Below are 16842 nucleotides of genomic sequence, written 5' to 3'. Positions count from 1 at the left end.
CAAAAAAAAATCTACCTCACCTTAACGGCTGGTAGATTCTTTTTCTTTCTTTTAGATTTGCAGCATAGATTGCAGAGATTCAGAGGTTACGCGATTCCCTACCAGGAAGTTGCCAAACTCTCCGTAGCGGGCGCTCACTTCATCGAATCGCATTTCGTATACGATGTGCTTGAATTCGAGCGGATCATTGGAGAGCAGCGTTACACCCCATTCCCAATCGTCGAAACCAACGGAGCCGCCGATGATCTGCTTGATTTTGCCTGCGTATTTACGGCCGATCATGCCGTGGGAACGCATCATTTCAGCACGCTCCTGCATGGTGAGCATGTACCAGTTGTCCTGTCCATCCCGCTTTTTGTTCATCGGATAGAAGCAGATATGCTCCCATTTCGGCAGGATCGGATAGAGACGCTCCCGGACATGGGGATTGGATTTCGGGTCTTCTCCCGGATTATGTACGTAGTTGCTCAGCTCCACGACAGAAATGTAAGAGTAATCCACTTCTGTGAAGTCAGCGAATTTCGTTTTGTTAAAAGCGGTTTTGATCGCATCCAGCTCTTGCATGGTGGGGCGCAGGAACATGAAAACCAGGTCAGCCTTGTGGCCTAAAATCGAGTAGACGGCTGTGCTGCCTGCTTGCTCTTGTTCGTTCGCATCCCAGCTGCGCAGCAGTCCCTGCAGCTCGTCCACTGCAGCGTTGCGTTCTTCTGGCGTGGCTTTCTTCCATTTCTCCCAGTTGATCTTGCGAAAATCGTGATACGTATACCAACCTTCCAAGGTAAGAAGCGCTTCATTCGTACTCAACAGCAATCAGCTCCTTTTTCGTTGTCTGCCTTGTTTTTCCTCGACAGTCCCAGTATAGCATAATTTCCAAAGGGTTAACCGATACGAATTGGTGAACAACAACCGGACACTTGTACGTCTGTCGGCACCTCTCATCCATGAAAAAAACACGCCCTACAGGACGTGTTCCTGATCGTAAAAACGTGAAGAAAGACGGCTGGCAGCCTGACGATCCATGATGACAGTCACATCGGGATGCTGCTGCAGCAAGGAGGCCGGCACCTCTGGCGTCTTCTCTCCTTCCAGCATCAGCTGGATCGCTTCTGCCTTCGACGCCCCGCTGGCCAAAAGTACGATGCGTCTGGCATTCAAAATGGTCTGAATCCCCATCGACACAGCTTTTGTCGGAACTTCCTCGACAGATGCAAAGAAACGGGCATTGTCCTCAATAGTTCTCGCTGCAAGCTGAACAACTCTTGTTCGTGAATCAACGGGCGAGCCCGGCTCATTAAAGCCGATATGACCATTGCCGCCAATTCCCAAAATTTGGATATCAATTCCTCCTGCGGCCGCTATTGCTTCCTCATAACGACTGCACTCCTCGTCAAGATCGGAAGCATCTCCGGAGGGAATATGTGTTTTCTCCGCACTCAGGTTTACATGTTGAAAAAAGTGATCCCGCATGTAAGTCCGGTAGCTTTGGGAATGATCAGCGGCAAGCCCCACGTACTCATCCAGATTAAAGGTGGTGATCTGGGAAAAGTCCAAGCCTTCTTCACGATTTAGGCGCGTCAATTCCTTGTACATGCCAAGGGGCGTGCTCCCCGTTGCCAATCCCAGCACAGACGCGGGCTTCGCTGCGACCTGCACAGCTACGAGCCTCGCCGCCTCCCTGCTGAGTTTCTCATAATCTTCGACTATCAACCATTTCATCGCTGGTCACCTCACCGGTCTCTCTCACTCTTTTTTCCCTTTAAGCAAACAAACGGTTTGGAAAAGAGCCAATTCTTCCGCAATATCTTACCACAATTAGTAGTCTTTATCCAAAACAAACTATGAATGGCAAATGATCGGGACATACCCCATGGTGACACGCGACCACCACCTGAGGCCATCGTATTCGGCTGGAGCTGTCCGCCTTTCCCTTTTTCTGAAAAAAAAAGGCAACTCCCTTGGTATTTTCACCCCAGGGGGTTGGCCTTTTTTCGATCTCAAATTTGTTTACAGAATAACGCGATATCCGGTCAGAATCACGACAACCAGCAAGACGAGAGCCCCGATAAAAAAGCCGGTGCTTGCTTCATTGCGACGTGCTCGTCCCAGTGCCATTTCCATTAATCCGAAAGTAAGCAGTCCCAAAACTCCTTTGATATAGTACAAGACATCTCCGGAGCGGAAAGCAAACAGCATCCAAATACCAGATACCACGATAATGACGATCATCAGACGCAAAATCATGTGCAGAATTTTTGCGATTCGCTCTTTGCCCACACGATACAGGATGTAGCTGACGATCAACAGAAGAAAAGCTACTTCCCAAGCTCCCACGTGGGACTCTACCAGTGCTTTATACACGAAGATTCACTCCTTGCAGTTTCCTATTTCCATACTTGCCTCATTATATCAGAATGAATAGAGAAATACAGATTCCCCGATGCTTGGCAGTTTTGTGACAATACCTTCTCCTGCACGCTCTACACACGCTCTTGGCTTACAGGATCAACAACTCCCTAGGTTCATGCGTCAAGCGCTGATTCCCGTCCTCGGTAGCGTCAACATCCAATCATTTCAATCAATCCTGCTTTTCTTTGGCCTGCTGCCAGAGGATAAGCGGGTTTTCCACAGTCTGATCATTTTCCAGTTTTTTCATCTGTATGGATCGCTGCTCCATCGGCAAGGCGATTTGCTCGTAGATCGCTCCCGAATTAAAGCCGTAGGGCTTCGCCTCTTCTTTGGAATAGCCGTAGAAGACGGTCTGAATCCCGGTATAGTAGATCGCCGTCAGACACATGGGGCACGGCTCGCCGCTTGCATAGATGACGCAGTCTTCCAGGCTAGGACTGTTTTCATGCTTGCAGGCTTCGCGGATCGCCAGGATTTCCGCATGGGCCGTCGGATCTTGCGTGGCAGTCACCTCGTTTACACCGCGGCCGATGATTTCTCCGTTCTTGACCACCAAAGCGCCATACGGACTGCCATGCCCTGAGCGTACATTGTCGCACGCCATCTGAATCGCTTGCTGCATCCATTTTTGATCGTTCATCCGTATTCCTCCCTGTCACTTGTTAATTTTCTGCAAAAAACAGCTTACTTCTTCCATAAAATTACATGTGACCGATTGCATTCAACACTTTTGTCCCCCGATGAGCAGGGAAAACCGTCAAGACCCTTTTCTTCTTGTACGTGCACCATGTTACCTCTATGCCTCTTTTTTCTGTACAGCGCGGCAAAGTTCCTGCTCTGCTCGCTATACGGCCCGGAATCCTTCTCCCAGCACTTCCTGGGCCGGACACAGAATGATGAACGCTTCGGCATCAACAGAGCGGACCAGCATTTTCAGCTTGCTGACCTCGCTTTGGCTGACAACTGCCATCAACACTTTGCGGGCGTCTCCCGTATAGCCTCCAGAGCCGTCCAGGAGCGTAACCCCCCGGTCGAGATCAAAGAGAATCGCCTCGCGCAACTTGTCCGTTTCATCTGAAATAATATAGGCTACTTTTGAGGTATTCCAGCCCATTTGGACGATATCGATGGTTTTGCTCGTCACGAATAGAGCGATCAAGGCATACAAGGCTTTCTCGGGGGAAAACACAAAGCCTGCCAGGAAAATCACCATCCCGTCAAAGACAGCCACCGAAGCTCCCAAACTGATTCCGCTGTATTTATGCAGGATTTGCGAAGCAATCGAAAAACCGCCAGTCGAGCCTCTGCCGCGAAACACAATCCCGATCCCCAGACCCACGCCCATTCCTCCGTAGATACTGGCGAGCAGGGTATTATCCGTCAATGGCTGCAGATGGCTGGTCAACTGGACAAAGAGCGGCAGAATAATCGAGCCGATGGCGGCTTTCATACTGTACTGCCTGTCCAGCAGCCAAAAGCCCAGCAAAAAAAGCGGAATGTTGAATGCCCACTGCACAACGGACGGCGGCCACTGGAAAAGATGATGGAAGATGACAGACAGACCGGAAACACCGCCTGACGCCAGTTGATTGGGGTTGAGAAACAGGTTGAAGCTGGTGGCCAGTATCAGTGATCCTATGATCAACATGCCGTACTCTGTTATTTTTCTCTGCGGGCTGTTCAGACTGACACCGGATCGACGTTTTGATGACACGTTTCTCTCTCCTGCCTTTACCACTAAGATGAAAAACCGTTCATACATTACCATGTTTTGCCCAAAAAAGAAACCGTCAGTCTTGAAGCGAAACCCTTCCCGCTCGTTTCCGCGCTTTGTGGGTGACACTCCCTGCACAGAAAAGAAAAAAAACCGGAGCATGAGCGTATTCCCTTTAAACAGGCAGGGATACGTCCATGCACCGGTTTTTCCTTTTACATGCTTTGTTTATATACGCTGTTCCTTCGTTTTCTGAGTGTGCATCTCACCCGCCGCAGTGGCTCCGTATGATGATGGTTCAAACACATGGGGCCCAGTGTTACTCCAGCCGATCAGTTTTCAAACCAGCCGGAAGGTTGCACCTGCATGTTGATATTGATCTGTTTTACCTCTGTGAATTCGTCAAAGCCAAAGGTCCCGAGGCCCCTTCCGATCCCGCTCTGCTTATAGCCTCCCCACGGCGCTTCGTTGTAGGTAGGATGGTAGCAGTTGATCCAGGTGATGCCTGCCCGAAGCTTTCTGATCACGCGCATAGCTTTGGCACCGTCCTGGGTAAAGACACCTCCCGCTAGGCCATAGACCGTATCGTTGGCCAAACGGATCGCATCGGCCTCATCCTGGAAGCGTTGGACGGCGAGGACTGGTCCAAAAATCTCCTCCTGCACGATACGCATCTCAGGGGTGGTATCAATAAAGATCGTGGGTTCGACGAAGTAGCCTTTCTCCAGGCCGTTTTCCGTGATGCGACGGCCGCCGCAAACCAGCTTGGCCCCTTCTTCTTTTCCATATTCAATGTAGCGCAGCACCTTTTCCATATGTGCCTGACTGACGAGCGGCCCCATTTCTGTGCGCGGATCGTCTCCCGCTCCCACCCGAATTTTTTGCGCCCGCTCCACCAGCTTCTCGACAAAACGGTCGTGAATGCTGTCTTCGAGAAGCAGACGGGAGCCCGCGGAGCAAACCTGCCCCTGGTTGGCAAAAATCCCGAACAAGGCGTAGTCGACGGCTGTCTCGAAGTCGGCATCCGCAAAGACGATATTGGGCGATTTGCCTCCTAATTCCAGCGAGATTTTTTTCAGATTGCCAGCGGCGGCTGTCATGATACTGCGGCCAGTCACGGTTCCGCCGGTAAAGGAGACCTTGTCGACCAAATCACTTGCGGCCAGCTCATGACCCACCACAGGTCCGGTGCCCATCACCATATTGGCCACCCCTTTGGGCAAACCGGCTTCTTCCAGGATCTCAAACAGCTTGATCGCGGTTACCGGGGTCACTTCCGACGGCTTGAAGACAATCGTATTGCCAGCAGCGAGGGCAGGCGCGATTTTCCATACACCCATCAGCATCGGATAATTCCAGGGAACGATCAAACCACAGACACCGACCGGTTCACGTACAACCATCGCCTGAACCGCGTCTGCCACCGGATACGTCTGACCATCCGGCTTGGTTACCAGCCCAGCGTAGTAACGGAAGCAAGCCGCAGCATCCGCAATATCAAAACCGGACTCCCGGAGCGGTTTGCCGTTGTCCTGTGTTTCCAGAGCGATCAATTCCTCTGCCCGCTCTTCTATCATGTCTGCCACTCGGAACAAGAGCCGGGCCCGCTCCACTGCCGGTACGTCCGACCAGATGCCGCTGTCAAAAGCTTCCCGCGCAACCTGTATGGCTCTTTTCGCATCCCCCACTGTTCCTTCGGCAGCAAGTGCGATCACCTCGCCGGTCGCCGGATTGACAATCTCTCTTTTCTCTCCGTTTTCCGCTTCTACCCACTCACCTGCGATATACATCTTCAAATTGATCATCTGTTTTGCCCACCTCTCATTTTTATGAATATTTCGTATTTTATTCTCATAGAAAGCCTGGCGCTGTTTGTTCGGCCGCACTGCCCCCGCTTTTTTGGCGCTCCGCGACCAGTGCCGCGAAATCATGCACCAGTGTGGCGGCCAATAGCGAGGTCGTCTGCGCGGGATCATAGGGGGGCAGCACTTCGACCACGTCAAAGCCGATGTAGTTCAAACCAGTCAGCCCGCGAACCAGCTCCAACGTCTCAAAACTGGTAAATCCGCCGACCTCTGGTGTCCCGGTTCCCAGGGCATAGGCCGGGTCGACAAAATCAATATCAAAACTGAGAAAACAGGGAGTCGATCCGATCGTTTCTTTAATCTGGCGGATGATGTCAGCAGCTCCCCTTTTTCGCATCTCCTGTGTCGTAATCACCTGATAACCCAGCTCCAGACTTGCTTCCACGTCACCAGGATGGTTCAGGGTCCCGCGAATACCGATCTGCACGACCTTTTCGGGAAGCAGCAAGCCTTCCTCATGCGCACGGATAAATGGAGAGCCGTGCCAGTACTTCTCTTCGTAATACGTGTCCCAGGTGTCCGTATGCGAATCAAACTGGATCAGCGCCACGGGACCCCACACCTCTTTGGCTGCTCGGAGTGTCGCCAGCGTTACCGAATGGTCTCCGCCCAGCCCGATGGGAACAATCCCTTTTGCCATCAAATCTCTCATGGCTGTTTCCATCCGCTCGTAACTGCGGTGAATATTGTGCGGGATCACGGACACATCCCCGATGTCGATCGCCCTTGTGTCTTCAAACGGGAAGACTTTGTGGACGGGATGATAGGGAAATAACAGCATCGAGGCCTGACGGATTGCCTGCGGCGCAAAACGGGCCCCCACGCGGAACGAGGCTGCCGTATCAAAGGGCAGACCGACGATGGCGACGAGGGCATCCTCCCGCTGCGCAGGCAAGCGCATGTATGAACCCGTCGTGCAAAATTCCGGCTTGACGTCCGGAGATAACGGATATTGCAAAGTGTTCTCACCCCCGTGATTCGTCCGTACTTGCCTGTATAGAATGCAAGCCTCGTGCCAGTCGTTTAGGCGGCTGCCTCTTCGCGCGTTTTCACCTGGCGGCGCTTTATCGCTCCCTTTTTCCTGACGTTTTGGTTCGGGGGCTTCTCATCTGATGGAAATGCTTCTCATTTTTGAGAAATAGGTTGCAACTATCAGTTTTTGAACATACGTTTGGTTAAACTCATGTCTAACTCCGCGTAACGGGGCTTTTGTGAGAAGAATCATGTTTCCCTGCTTGGCTCCGTACTCCGCCCTGCTGGGAGGATTCACTGTCCGCTCCACAGCGGCTGGCGGGGGTCCGCAAAAGCAGCAACGCTTCGAGGTCATCCCAAGGTTGCGTCCCTGTTTCCCGCCATCCACTGCTCCGCTGAGCTGGGCTACGCAGTCGCACCGCAGGGAAACATGATTCTTCTCCATACATTCTGCTTCTTCGTGCATTTTTAAGTGTATGAAAAACAAGGGCATTTGTACGTAAAAACAGGATTGTTATGATTGAAAAGCTAGATCCTTGTTGATGGATGGAGGATCATGATTGATAGATGAAAGATCATAATTGATGAAAAGCAAATGATGATCCTTACAGATATGGAACAAGGGCTGAAACAACCTTATTTCCCCTCGGCGAATGAACTAAATTACTTTGAAGGAGCGAATGTAAATTTCTCCATCTCAATGCTTGGGCTTCGTATCGAATTTACCTTTGCTTTTATCTTGGCTTTTATCATTTACACTCATATTTACTATCCAATTTGTCTTAGCTGTTGTCTTAGCTTTTGTCTTTCATTTTTGATTTCATCTTTCATTTTCATCATCGCTTCCGCCCACATTTTTTAAAAATCCCCGCTTTCATGAAGAAGCATGTTTCCCTGCGGTGCGACTGTGGAGCCCTGCCCCAGCGGAGGGGGGATTCGCGGGAAAAAGGAGCGCAACCTTGGGATGACCTCGGAGCTGTTCTGCTTTTGCGATCCCCCGCGAATCTCCCCGGAGCGGACAGTGTATGCTCCCTTGCGGGCGGAATACGGAGCTGAGCAGGGAAACATGCTTCTTCTCACTACAGCTCCGTTTTTATGTTTTTCATTGCAGTAAAATTTGGGAAGTATGTCCCCAAAATCAAAATCGCCTGGCTATAAAATGAACAAAGTCCGCACACAGCACGGTGGCCATATACGGACTCTACATGTAACACGGTATGAGTGAAACCCTTAAAGCTGCTTCACGGCTGCTTGCAGCATCGCTTGCGCCTGCTTGTTGTATGGTTGAATCAGTACGTTCAAATGCCGGTTCAGCTCATCGGCAGGGAGCGGCACTGGAAGCTGTTCCATAGGGCGCCCGTTTACCACGATGAGGGAGCTCAACATGCTGCGCTGGAATTCATCGAGCGTAGCCAGCGTCAGTGTTTTTGCTTTGTAGACGCCCCTCCCGGCTTGCACACGAAGCAATTCCCGGAAAAAGAGCTGCTGGTACTCCGCGTAGACGTCCACGAAATGATGACCGCCCCGCTCGTACACGAGCCCTCTTTTGGATGCCCAGTCAGCAAGCTGCTGCTGCGTCAAAGACTGGCTGCCCCCTCCTGTCGCGATAGAATACATCAAGGCATAAAAATCCGTATTCGCAAAACCTGCGCTCAGCACAGTCGGCGCAAGCACGCCTCGTTCGATCAGCGCTGCCAATACCTCCTGTTTGGCTGCTCCCGCCGGCAACTCCAGATACAGAGCGAGGTTGGCAAAGAAATTCGTCTCGCTGCTGCGTCCGCTCTCCCAACCGTAGGCCTTTCCAAAATCGACCAACCGGAGCGGATCTGTTTGAAGCAGTGTTTGAAAGGCAGCAAAGGGTTGGGCAGTGAGCGGCTGATAGGTTACCGCTGGGCGCTTTGTCAAAAGTGCGGTTTGAAACAGCTCGGCTCCGCTTTCACTCAGATATCCGAATCGGTCTTTCTTCAAAAAGACAAACGGAGCAGGCGTGCTCTGCACCAAACCAAGCTGTGGAAAAACCTGATCAAACGGCTTGATGCTTTCATAGACAGGTGCCGATACGACCTTCCAGTCTTTTCCCAAAATACCCAGCAGCCCTGTCTTTTTGTCCCGATACGTTCCGATTTTCACTTCGCCGTGCGTGGACAGGATTTCCAGACGATCATAGCTTCCGTTGGTCAGCGGCTTCAAATCAGCGGAGTACGCATCCCAGCCGCCTGCTTTTTGGATATAGAAAGCATTGTTTGCTTCGTCCAGGCGATAGCTCTGGATGTGCTCCAATCGGGCGAGAGTCTGCCCATTCGCATGAATCCACAGCTCAAAGCTGCCATCCATCTGTTGCAGAGCAAACAGGATTCGTTCGCCCCACGGCTGCATCGATATACTGCGGTATTGGAGGGGAGTAAGCTGCGCCATCTTCCAGAGCCAGGACCAATTGGCCTTTGGCTTCCAACGATATCCCCCGATACGCCTTGCTGATCGGCTGGCCGGTCGTCCGATCGACGAGCTTTATCCCTTGATCGGGGATGAACGTGGTCGCGAGCGAAGAAGTGAGCGGCTGCAGCTTGGGCTGATCGCTGTCGGCAGAAGTCCCGTCCGATAAAAATTCGCGTGTCCGCCCGTCCGCGTCTGTTACCAGCACACGATTGAATTTGGAATCATAACGAATCACCGTTCCCGCTTGCGGCGGCACGAGCATTCCCTTTTGCTGGGAATACAGGCCCACTTTGTTGCCCTCCATGACACTGAGATATTCGTAGCCGCCCAATGTGGTCACACTGTCAAACCAGGCATCAGGCTGCTGGACCGGCTGTCCCCAGACCGTTCGCAAAATGCCTTTTTTCCCATCCGGACGCACCAGCAGCCACATCGCCGGCACCCCTTCCAAACGGGGGTAATCAAAGGGCACCACGGTTTTGCCGCTGATGTGCTTGACGCCGTACTTTGACGTAACGGGGTCCTGCCCCAGCACGTAGCCATCATGCAGATAGTGGGCTCCTTTTTTCAATGAGAAGGAGGTACCGGCGTTGATATCATGATACGTCACCGTTTCTCCCTTCATCGTGATGAAACCGCCCAGCATGTCATGCTCGATCCGCACGTCCGCATACTGCGGCTCCGCAAGCATTTTCCCGTCCTTCCACAAACCGGCTCCCTGCTGACCCTGCACGCGGACGAAGCCTTTTCCCATCGATTGAATGCTGGTGAACTGCGGCTGCAGGAGGTAGCGCCCGCTTAGATCGACAAGGCCGTATTTGCCCCCTGTCACTACTTTGAAAACACTCATTTTATTGCCGTCGCTTGGAGCCAAGGTCGCCTTGGGCACGGAAAAGAGCGGCTTTAGCGTATTCGGGTCGTATACCGTGAGTTGACCAGGCGTCGTGGTCACCAGATAGCGAATCGACTCATCGTCGGGATTTTCTCCCGGTTTTGCCAGATCGACGACCTCAATCTTTCCTGCAAACGGAGGGAGCAGGATTGTACCTGCCGGATCGAGCATCATCGAGCTTTCCCCCTGCATCACGATCACACTCGGACGCGTCTGGGACAAGAAATACGTGTGAGCGCCCGCATACTTGGTTTTGGAAAGGGCTTGCTTGCCCAGATCCATGTACTGAAACCATCCGCCGCTGCGGAGGATGGCGATTTGCTTTTGTTCCGGAATCTCGATATCATCCCAGATTGCGGCCACCACTTCTTTTCCGGTGCGTCCATCGACAATGCCTTTTTTCCCATTCTTGGTCACGATGTAGTAGACACCGCTTTTGGTGAACTACCCACCACTTAAAACCTTACGGTTTTTGGAGTGGGGGCTTCTCGACTTATCGTTGCTTTTAGTAGCCAACGAAAACTGACCGAGCTATCCCTCTCGTTCCAAGAGTTCTTTTTGCTATACCAACGCTAATAAGCGTAATCCTTCACGTTTGATGTTGATAGAAGCATTCCAATCTCTGTCTGCCACAAAACCACAATCACAGTGGAATTTACGCTCAGAAAGGGATAGAGACTCTTTTACTTGACCACAACATGAGCAAGTTTTGGATGATGGAAACCATTTATCTATTTTGATAAGCTTTTTCCCTTGCTCTTCTAACTTGTACCCAAGAAATGTCGTGAACATGCCCCAGGCATGATCAGCAACGCTTTTCCCGAAATGGAGTGCTTGTGACATTCCTTTCATGTTGAGGTCTTCGATAACCACGCAGTCATACAGTTTCACTAATTTGTGCGATTCCTTATGGAGAAAGTCCTTTCGTTGGTTCGCAATTTTTTCATGTAGCTTCGCTACTTTCAGACGTTGTTTGTGCCAACGACTAGAGCCTTTCTTTCTACGTGATAAAATACGCTGTTCCTTCGCTAATTTTTCCAAGGCTTGGCGATAGAAACGAGGGTAATTGGCTGTCTCACCTTCTTCACTATCGACAAATAAGCCATTCATGGAAAAATCTAAGCCAACAACAGCTTGCACTTCTTTTTGTACAGGTTGATGTTCGTATTCAGTGAGAATAGAAACATAGTATTTTCCTGTTTTTGTTCGAGAAACCGTACAAGACTTGATCATATGAAGCGACGGAATTTCCCGATGTTGCTTCATTTTCACAAGTTTCAGTTTCGGCAATTTGATATAGCCATCCAAAAGCATAATGTTTCCGTTTACCACATTGGTTGTGTAGGATTGTCCTGCCTTACGGTTTTTGAACTTCGGAAATTCAGCACGACCAGAGAAGAAGTTTTTGTATGCCTTCTGCAAATTCAGTTGGGCGTTCGCCAATGCGAGACTATCTACTTCTTTGAGCCATGCAAACTCCTCCTTATACTTAGCAGGAGTAGGAAACTTTTGTTTCTTTAGCGCTTCTTTGTCACCCTTGAATTGTTCATATGTTTCCTTTCGTTCAGCTAACATTTTGTTGTAGACGAAACGAACACAACCGAAGGTTTTGGCAAGGAGTTTCTCTTGTTCTTGCGTTGGATACAGACGGAACTTATATGCTTTGTTTGCCATATCGAATCACCTCACTTTACACCTTGATTTTCTATATATTTTTTTATCACTTCAATGGGAGCACCACCTGTTGTAAGCAAACAAAAACTCCTTGACCAAAAATACTCTTTCCACAGTTTCTTTTTCACCTGTGGAAAATGCTTTTTGATAAGTCGTGAACTTGCACTTTTATAGGCATTGATGAACTTTGACATTTCAGTATTCGGATGTGCTTTGAACAAAATATGCACATGGTCAATATCGTGATTCCATTCGACTAAGGAAATATTGTAACTTTCGCCCAATCGAACAAACATATTTTTTGCATAGTCAGATATGGTATCATCCATCACTTTTCGGCGATATTTTATGACCAGAACAAGATGATAATACAATAGGAACACCGAATGATTATTATTGTCTAATTTCATTTATATAACAGCCTTTCTTTTATCTAAGACTGATTATATCATAGCACAAAAAAAGAGACAACTTTAGGCTACGCCTAACCGAAATTCATCTCCCACTTTCACTGTTGCTAAAAGCACCTTCACGTTTAGAAGTGGGAGACTTCTTTCGGAGGAAAGTTAAAATCGTCATACACGGCCTTGGTGACCAGGCTTTGTCCATTCGTAAAACCGATTTTATAATCGCTGATATAGGGTTGAATGATTGAAAAGCTGGCAGCATGCCCAGGCGCTGCCAAAGCGGTCCAGCCCAGCAAAGTTGCCGAGAGAAGTGCGATGATGCGTTTGTTCACAGGTCTTTCCCCCCGACCTTTTCAAGATTATGTCTTCTTTGACGAGTGCGGAAGAAAAATGTTGCGCATCATCCTGGAGGCGTTTCATTCCGTCCGGCGCCAAAATGCCCGATACCCTGCCCAAAGCAGTACGCCGTGATACAGGATAGCCAGGAAGAGGACGACAGGCTCAGAGAGTGTGAGGCCCTGCACCTGCACCCCCAGCAAGCTCGACTCTGACGACGCCATGAGCTGAACAGGCCAAAAGGTGGGAAAGGGTGCAAAAAGCCATGCCCACTGATCGGGTAAAAACAGGGATGCTGCCGGGATCAGCACACTTGCACCGATCGCCTTGGAAAAAGCGAGTCCCTCTACTTTGTTCGCTGCCATCGCTGCCATCACCAGCGCGTACAAGGGTCCTTCCAGTGCGATCAGCAGCAGAAGCGGCAAGCTTTCACCGAATGACGCCTCGCTAAGTCCGCTCCAGAGAAGCAGCGCTGCTCCGCCCATGCCGCTTAGCAGAAACGGAACGGCAAGCCGATAGAGCAGGTATCCCCGCTTGGTCAGGGGGGTTACCGCATAATAAGAAAGCAATTTCTCGTCCCTTTCGTCGAGCATCAACAGTCCGGTGAGTATCCCTTCCATCAGCGCCACCAGCAGCAGCGCCTGACCAAGTATCAGCTCGTGATAATGGTGCAGATTTAACCCCGCCAGATTTTGTATCATTTCCCCGAGAAGCGGGGTGCCAAAGCGCAAGAAGATCAGCAGCAGAAGCGGAGCCCCCACCGACAGGGCGAGCATCGGATCACGGATCAGATGTCTCCCGTCCGCTTTGGTCAACTGCCAGACTGCATTCATGTCATTCGCCCTCCTCCGACTGACGGCAGCCGTCTTCGAAAAGCCTGCCGTACCCCCAGCTCCGCCAGCCAAATCCAGCTTGCGAGATTCAGCCAGGAAAAAAGCCGCTCGTCCCAGCCCAGCAGCTCGAACGGAGCCCCGAGAAGCTTCAGCCCTGCGTGTGACGGGAGCCAGGCAAAGTACGGGAAGGAGACAACGCCAACGACGTTCAGGATTGGCATAAGAAAGATCAGAGTTCCCAGCGTTCCCAGGAAAAAGAATCCGTTCAGCGTTTGGCAGTATACAGCAAAACCCAAACCTAGCAGGGTAAAAAAAACGGAGGTCAGCACAACCCCCGTCATGAAGTCAAACATGCCACTACCCTGGCTGATCCCAAAAACTCCGAGATGAATCCCGAAAGCAGCCGTCACCGACAACAGTGTCAAGGAAAGCGTCTTTGACCAGATATACTGCCTGGGCGTATACGGCGTGACAAACAACGGCCCCAGCAGCTCCTGAGCCTTTTCCAGAAGGACCAGCCCGCCAATAAAGAAAAACCCGAGAACACTGGGATCGGAAAACGTAAGCAAGAGAGCCGCAACCTCCTGTGTCCCTGCGGAGAACTGTTGCAACACCAGCACGTAGATCGCAGACAGGATGGCATAGATGAAGTAAAAACCTTGCCTCCACTGCATTTTGACATCATGACAAAACGCTTGAGCAAATCTCATTCCAGACTCCTCCCCGTCGCTCTGACAAATACGTCCTCCAGAGATGCTTCTGCTGTATGGATGGTCTCTACCGATTGTTTTCGGAGCGTCTCCAAAAACACCGGATTATGCCCGATTCCCTTTAGCGAAAATTCTTCCCGGAGCAGCACTCCAGACCGCCGATATTCCACATGCAGCTTGGGTTCTCCGTTTCTCAGTTTCAGATTCCGGGGCGTATCCATCAGGACGATTTTTCCGTCCACCACAAAAGCAATTCGGTCACACAGCTCTTCTGCTGCCTGCATGTTGTGCGTCGTGATCAAAACGGTTTTTCCGGCAGCCTTTTTTTGCAGGATCAGACTTTTCACCATTTTTGCATTGAAAGGGTCTAGACCGGATGTCGGCTCGTCGAGGAACAACAGATCAGGATCGTGAAGCAAGGCCCTGCAAAGGTTGAGCCGCATCTTCATCCCTTTGGAAAAGTCCGATACCCTCACGTTCCGATGCTCTTCCAGCCCCACCTCCTCCAGCATGGCCAGTGAAGATTTTGTCCGACCGGCGTACAGCGAACGAAACAGCTCCAGATTTTCCAAAGCGGTAAAGCGGCCGTAGAAATTGGGGAATTCAAAGGCAACGCCAATTCTCTGATAGAAATCCGATCCAGTGCGGCTGATTTCCTCCCCTAATACGACCACTTGCCCCTCGTACTGTCTCAGCATGCCGATGAGGATTTTTTGCAGTGTGCTCTTTCCCGCCCCAGACGGACCCAGAAAGCCAAAAACCTCCCCCTTCCCGATGGCAAAGCTGATCTCGCGCAGCGTATAATCGCGGCAGCCCGGATAGCGAAAAAACAACTGGTTCACCTGAATCATCGCGCATCATCCCCCGACCGGATCAAACCGGAAGCAATCAGTTCCACAAGCAAATCAATGGTCGGTGCGAAAATTTCATCCCCGATCTGCTTTTTGTGCAGAGTCAGCAAAACAACGGAGCGGATCAGACTGACAATCACCTCCGGATCATGCTCCCGGGAGATGACTCCACTTTCCTGCATGTGTCTGATCAGCGGTGCAAACGATCGGGCGTCGCTTTCAAACAGCTCCTCCAGCTTTTCCTTGGGCCATTTTCGCAGCAACGTATTCATCGTCTCTTCCTCATGCAACTGGCGCAGCAACGGGTTCGTCTCCATAATCGTGAACGACTCGCGCAAAAATTGGCGAAAGCTCTCCCTGATCAGCTTCTCCGTGGACCAGTACCGCTCGAGCAATTGCCGATGAATTTCTGCTTCCTCCTGCTGCAGGATTTCCAAATAAAGCTCTTCCTTTGAATCGAAAAAGAGGTAAAAAGAACCCTGTGCGATTCCCGCTGCCCGAGTCAAATCAACGACGCTCGTCTTCTTCAGCCCCAGGGTGGAAAAGCAGTGGTGCGCTTGTTCCATCAGCTTGCCGCGAATGATCGTTTTTTCCTCTTCAGAGAATTTTTTCGCCATAGAACCCTCCACATTACGAACCTATGAATAATTTTATTTTATATTCATAAAAAGATTCTACGGTTCGCCAAATGATCTGTCAATCCTCATTTCCGGTTACTTCCCCTAAAAAAGAAAACCCGAGTCCTCACTGCGACTCGGGTCTTATTCTCTTTTCCGCCAATGATTGCCGGAAAAAATAAGCCTTACACGGTTTCCCCAAAATGCTTGTCGTACCATTTGATCAGCGCTTGCGTGCCGTTTTCCTCCATGCCCTGGGCAGCCAGCTCTTGATACAGCGAGAGAGACAGCTCCAGGCCCGGTGTAGCCAGTCCCATCTCTTTTGCTGCTTCCAGCGCAATCGAGATGTCTTTGATGATGTGTTTGACGTAGAAGCCGGGGGCGAAGTTGCCTGCGATCATGCGCGGCGCCAGATTGCTCAGCGACCAGCTTCCCGCCGCTCCCGCCTCGATGCTTTTCAGGACGTTGGTCGGATCGAGACCCGCTTTTTTGGCATAGGCAATCGCTTCACAAACACCGATCATATTGGAAGCAATGGCGATCTGGTTGGACATTTTGGTATGATGTCCCGCACCAGGTCCCCCCTGCAGAATCACGTTGGTTCCCATGAGTGCAAAGATCGGCTCCATTGCTGCAAACACTTCCGAATCACCGCCAACCATAATCGTCAGGCGGGCTTCACGAGCACCCACATCGCCGCCCGATACAGGGGCATCCAGCGAATAGAGTGAGCGTTTTTTTGCTTCTTCATAGATTTTAATCGCCAAAGACGGCTTGGACGTGGTCATATCAATCAAATAGCTGCCTGGTTTGGCATGAGGGATGATCCCTTTTTCACCCAGGTAGACTTCTTCTACGTCTTTCGGATAGCCAACCATCGTGATGATGACGTCTGCTTCAGCCGCCAGCTCCGCAACCTGGTCCTTCCACACCGCGCCTTGGGCGACGAGATCTTCTGCTTTTTGCTTTGTCCGGTTGTACACCAGTACCTGGTGACCCGCTTTCATCAGATGGCCAGCCATGCTCTTGCCCATCACGCCGATTCCTACAAATCCGATTGTTTTTGCTGTATTTGCTGTCATGTTGCTTTCTCCTTTCACGCATACCGCTTTAACTGTTCTTTCTTCTC

The 16842-nt window shown here is 50.8% G+C and carries 17 protein-coding genes; all 17 read right to left on the bottom strand.

Annotation, left to right across the window (positions count from 1 at the left end; all coding sequences use genetic code 11):
- Nucleotides 1–51: 51 nt before the first annotated feature.
- The 17 genes from hemQ to NDK47_RS06470 all read right to left on the bottom strand — a co-directional run bounded on the left by hemQ (nt 52) and on the right by NDK47_RS06470 (nt 16813).
- A complete protein-coding gene (gene hemQ, locus NDK47_RS06550; RefSeq protein ID WP_251874057.1) occupies nt 52–804 on the bottom strand; it encodes a hydrogen peroxide-dependent heme synthase in 753 nt (250 codons plus the stop codon).
- A 153-nt stretch (nt 805–957) separates the two neighbouring features.
- Entirely contained in the window at nt 958–1716 is a 759-nt protein-coding gene (gene nagB, locus NDK47_RS06545; protein WP_251874056.1) for a glucosamine-6-phosphate deaminase, read from the bottom strand.
- Nucleotides 1717–2004: 288 nt separating this feature from the next.
- Entirely contained in the window at nt 2005–2358 is a 354-nt protein-coding gene (locus tag NDK47_RS06540; RefSeq protein WP_251874055.1) for a DUF1516 family protein, read from the bottom strand.
- Nucleotides 2359–2575: 217 nt separating this feature from the next.
- Nucleotides 2576–3046 carry a nucleoside deaminase gene (locus NDK47_RS06535; protein ID WP_251874054.1) on the bottom strand — a complete coding sequence of 157 codons (471 nt, stop codon included), beginning with the start codon at nt 3044–3046 and terminating at the stop codon, nt 2576–2578.
- A gap of 204 nt (nt 3047–3250) precedes the next feature.
- Complete coding sequence (locus NDK47_RS06530) at nt 3251–4120, bottom strand: YitT family protein (protein WP_251874053.1); 870 nt, start codon at nt 4118–4120, stop codon at nt 3251–3253.
- Nucleotides 4121–4452: 332 nt separating this feature from the next.
- A complete protein-coding gene (locus tag NDK47_RS06525; RefSeq protein ID WP_251874052.1) occupies nt 4453–5925 on the bottom strand; it encodes an aldehyde dehydrogenase family protein in 1473 nt (490 codons plus the stop codon).
- Between the two features lie 46 nt (nt 5926–5971).
- Nucleotides 5972–6943, bottom strand: a complete 972-nt coding sequence (gene speB, locus NDK47_RS06520; protein WP_251874051.1) for an agmatinase — start codon at nt 6941–6943, stop codon at nt 5972–5974.
- A 1244-nt stretch (nt 6944–8187) separates the two neighbouring features.
- Nucleotides 8188–9333, bottom strand: coding sequence for a hypothetical protein (locus NDK47_RS06515; protein WP_251874050.1), 1146 nt, complete (start codon nt 9331–9333; stop codon nt 8188–8190).
- The gene (locus tag NDK47_RS06510) at nt 9275–10702 is read right to left on the bottom strand and encodes a WG repeat-containing protein (RefSeq protein ID WP_251874049.1); all 1428 of its coding nucleotides are present in this window, start codon (nt 10700–10702) and stop codon (nt 9275–9277) included. The genes NDK47_RS06515 and NDK47_RS06510 overlap by 59 nt, the downstream gene beginning before the upstream one ends.
- Nucleotides 10703–10846: 144 nt before the next feature.
- Nucleotides 10847–11959: a transposase gene (locus tag NDK47_RS06505; protein WP_251874048.1), complete on the bottom strand. Its 1113-nt coding sequence runs from the start codon at nt 11957–11959 to the stop codon at nt 10847–10849.
- An 11-nt stretch (nt 11960–11970) separates the two neighbouring features.
- Nucleotides 11971–12369 (bottom strand): IS200/IS605 family transposase, encoded by a 399-nt coding sequence (gene tnpA / locus NDK47_RS06500; RefSeq protein ID WP_251871489.1) that lies wholly within the window; start codon nt 12367–12369, stop codon nt 11971–11973.
- Between the two features lie 125 nt (nt 12370–12494).
- Nucleotides 12495–12698: a hypothetical protein gene (locus tag NDK47_RS06495; RefSeq protein WP_251874047.1), complete on the bottom strand. Its 204-nt coding sequence runs from the start codon at nt 12696–12698 to the stop codon at nt 12495–12497.
- A gap of 84 nt (nt 12699–12782) precedes the next feature.
- The gene (locus NDK47_RS06490) at nt 12783–13535 is read right to left on the bottom strand and encodes a hypothetical protein (protein WP_251874046.1); all 753 of its coding nucleotides are present in this window, start codon (nt 13533–13535) and stop codon (nt 12783–12785) included.
- Nucleotides 13532–14245 carry a fluoroquinolone export ABC transporter permease subunit gene (locus NDK47_RS06485; protein WP_251874045.1) on the bottom strand — a complete coding sequence of 238 codons (714 nt, stop codon included), beginning with the start codon at nt 14243–14245 and terminating at the stop codon, nt 13532–13534. The genes NDK47_RS06490 and NDK47_RS06485 overlap by 4 nt, the downstream gene beginning before the upstream one ends.
- Entirely contained in the window at nt 14242–15096 is an 855-nt protein-coding gene (locus tag NDK47_RS06480; RefSeq protein ID WP_251874044.1) for an ABC transporter ATP-binding protein, read from the bottom strand. Before NDK47_RS06480 ends, NDK47_RS06485 begins: the two co-directional genes overlap by 4 nt.
- Nucleotides 15093–15713 carry a TetR/AcrR family transcriptional regulator gene (locus NDK47_RS06475; RefSeq protein WP_251874043.1) on the bottom strand — a complete coding sequence of 207 codons (621 nt, stop codon included), beginning with the start codon at nt 15711–15713 and terminating at the stop codon, nt 15093–15095. The genes NDK47_RS06480 and NDK47_RS06475 overlap by 4 nt, the downstream gene beginning before the upstream one ends.
- Before the next feature lie 185 nt (nt 15714–15898).
- Nucleotides 15899–16813: an NAD(P)-dependent oxidoreductase gene (locus NDK47_RS06470; protein ID WP_251874042.1), complete on the bottom strand. Its 915-nt coding sequence runs from the start codon at nt 16811–16813 to the stop codon at nt 15899–15901.
- Nucleotides 16814–16842 lie beyond the last annotated feature (29 nt).

It is taken from the genome of Brevibacillus ruminantium, from assembly GCF_023746555.1.
GTDB lineage: Bacteria > Bacillota > Bacilli > Brevibacillales > Brevibacillaceae > Brevibacillus > Brevibacillus ruminantium.
The sequence above is the reverse complement of the archived record's forward strand: the minus strand, read 5'-3'. Positions and strand labels throughout refer to the sequence as shown.

What these genes read in the sequence shown, in the direction of transcription:
- NDK47_RS06485 (WP_251874045.1), bottom strand. Translation starts at nt 14,245, where the DNA reads ATGAGATTTGCTCAAGCGTTTTGTCATGATGTCAAAATGCAGTGGAGG.
- NDK47_RS06525 (WP_251874052.1), bottom strand. Translation starts at nt 5,925, where the DNA reads ATGATCAATTTGAAGATGTATATCGCAGGTGAGTGGGTAGAAGCGGAA.
- NDK47_RS06480 (WP_251874044.1), bottom strand. Translation starts at nt 15,096, where the DNA reads ATGATTCAGGTGAACCAGTTGTTTTTTCGCTATCCGGGCTGCCGCGAT.
- NDK47_RS06515 (WP_251874050.1), bottom strand. Translation starts at nt 9,333, where the DNA reads ATGCAGCCGTGGGGCGAACGAATCCTGTTTGCTCTGCAACAGATGGAT.
- tnpA (WP_251871489.1), bottom strand. Translation starts at nt 12,369, where the DNA reads ATGAAATTAGACAATAATAATCATTCGGTGTTCCTATTGTATTATCAT.
- NDK47_RS06490 (WP_251874046.1), bottom strand. Translation starts at nt 13,535, where the DNA reads ATGAATGCAGTCTGGCAGTTGACCAAAGCGGACGGGAGACATCTGATC.
- NDK47_RS06535 (WP_251874054.1), bottom strand. Translation starts at nt 3,046, where the DNA reads ATGAACGATCAAAAATGGATGCAGCAAGCGATTCAGATGGCGTGCGAC.
- NDK47_RS06505 (WP_251874048.1), bottom strand. Translation starts at nt 11,959, where the DNA reads ATGGCAAACAAAGCATATAAGTTCCGTCTGTATCCAACGCAAGAACAA.
- NDK47_RS06475 (WP_251874043.1), bottom strand. Translation starts at nt 15,713, where the DNA reads ATGGCGAAAAAATTCTCTGAAGAGGAAAAAACGATCATTCGCGGCAAG.
- nagB (WP_251874056.1), bottom strand. Translation starts at nt 1,716, where the DNA reads ATGAAATGGTTGATAGTCGAAGATTATGAGAAACTCAGCAGGGAGGCG.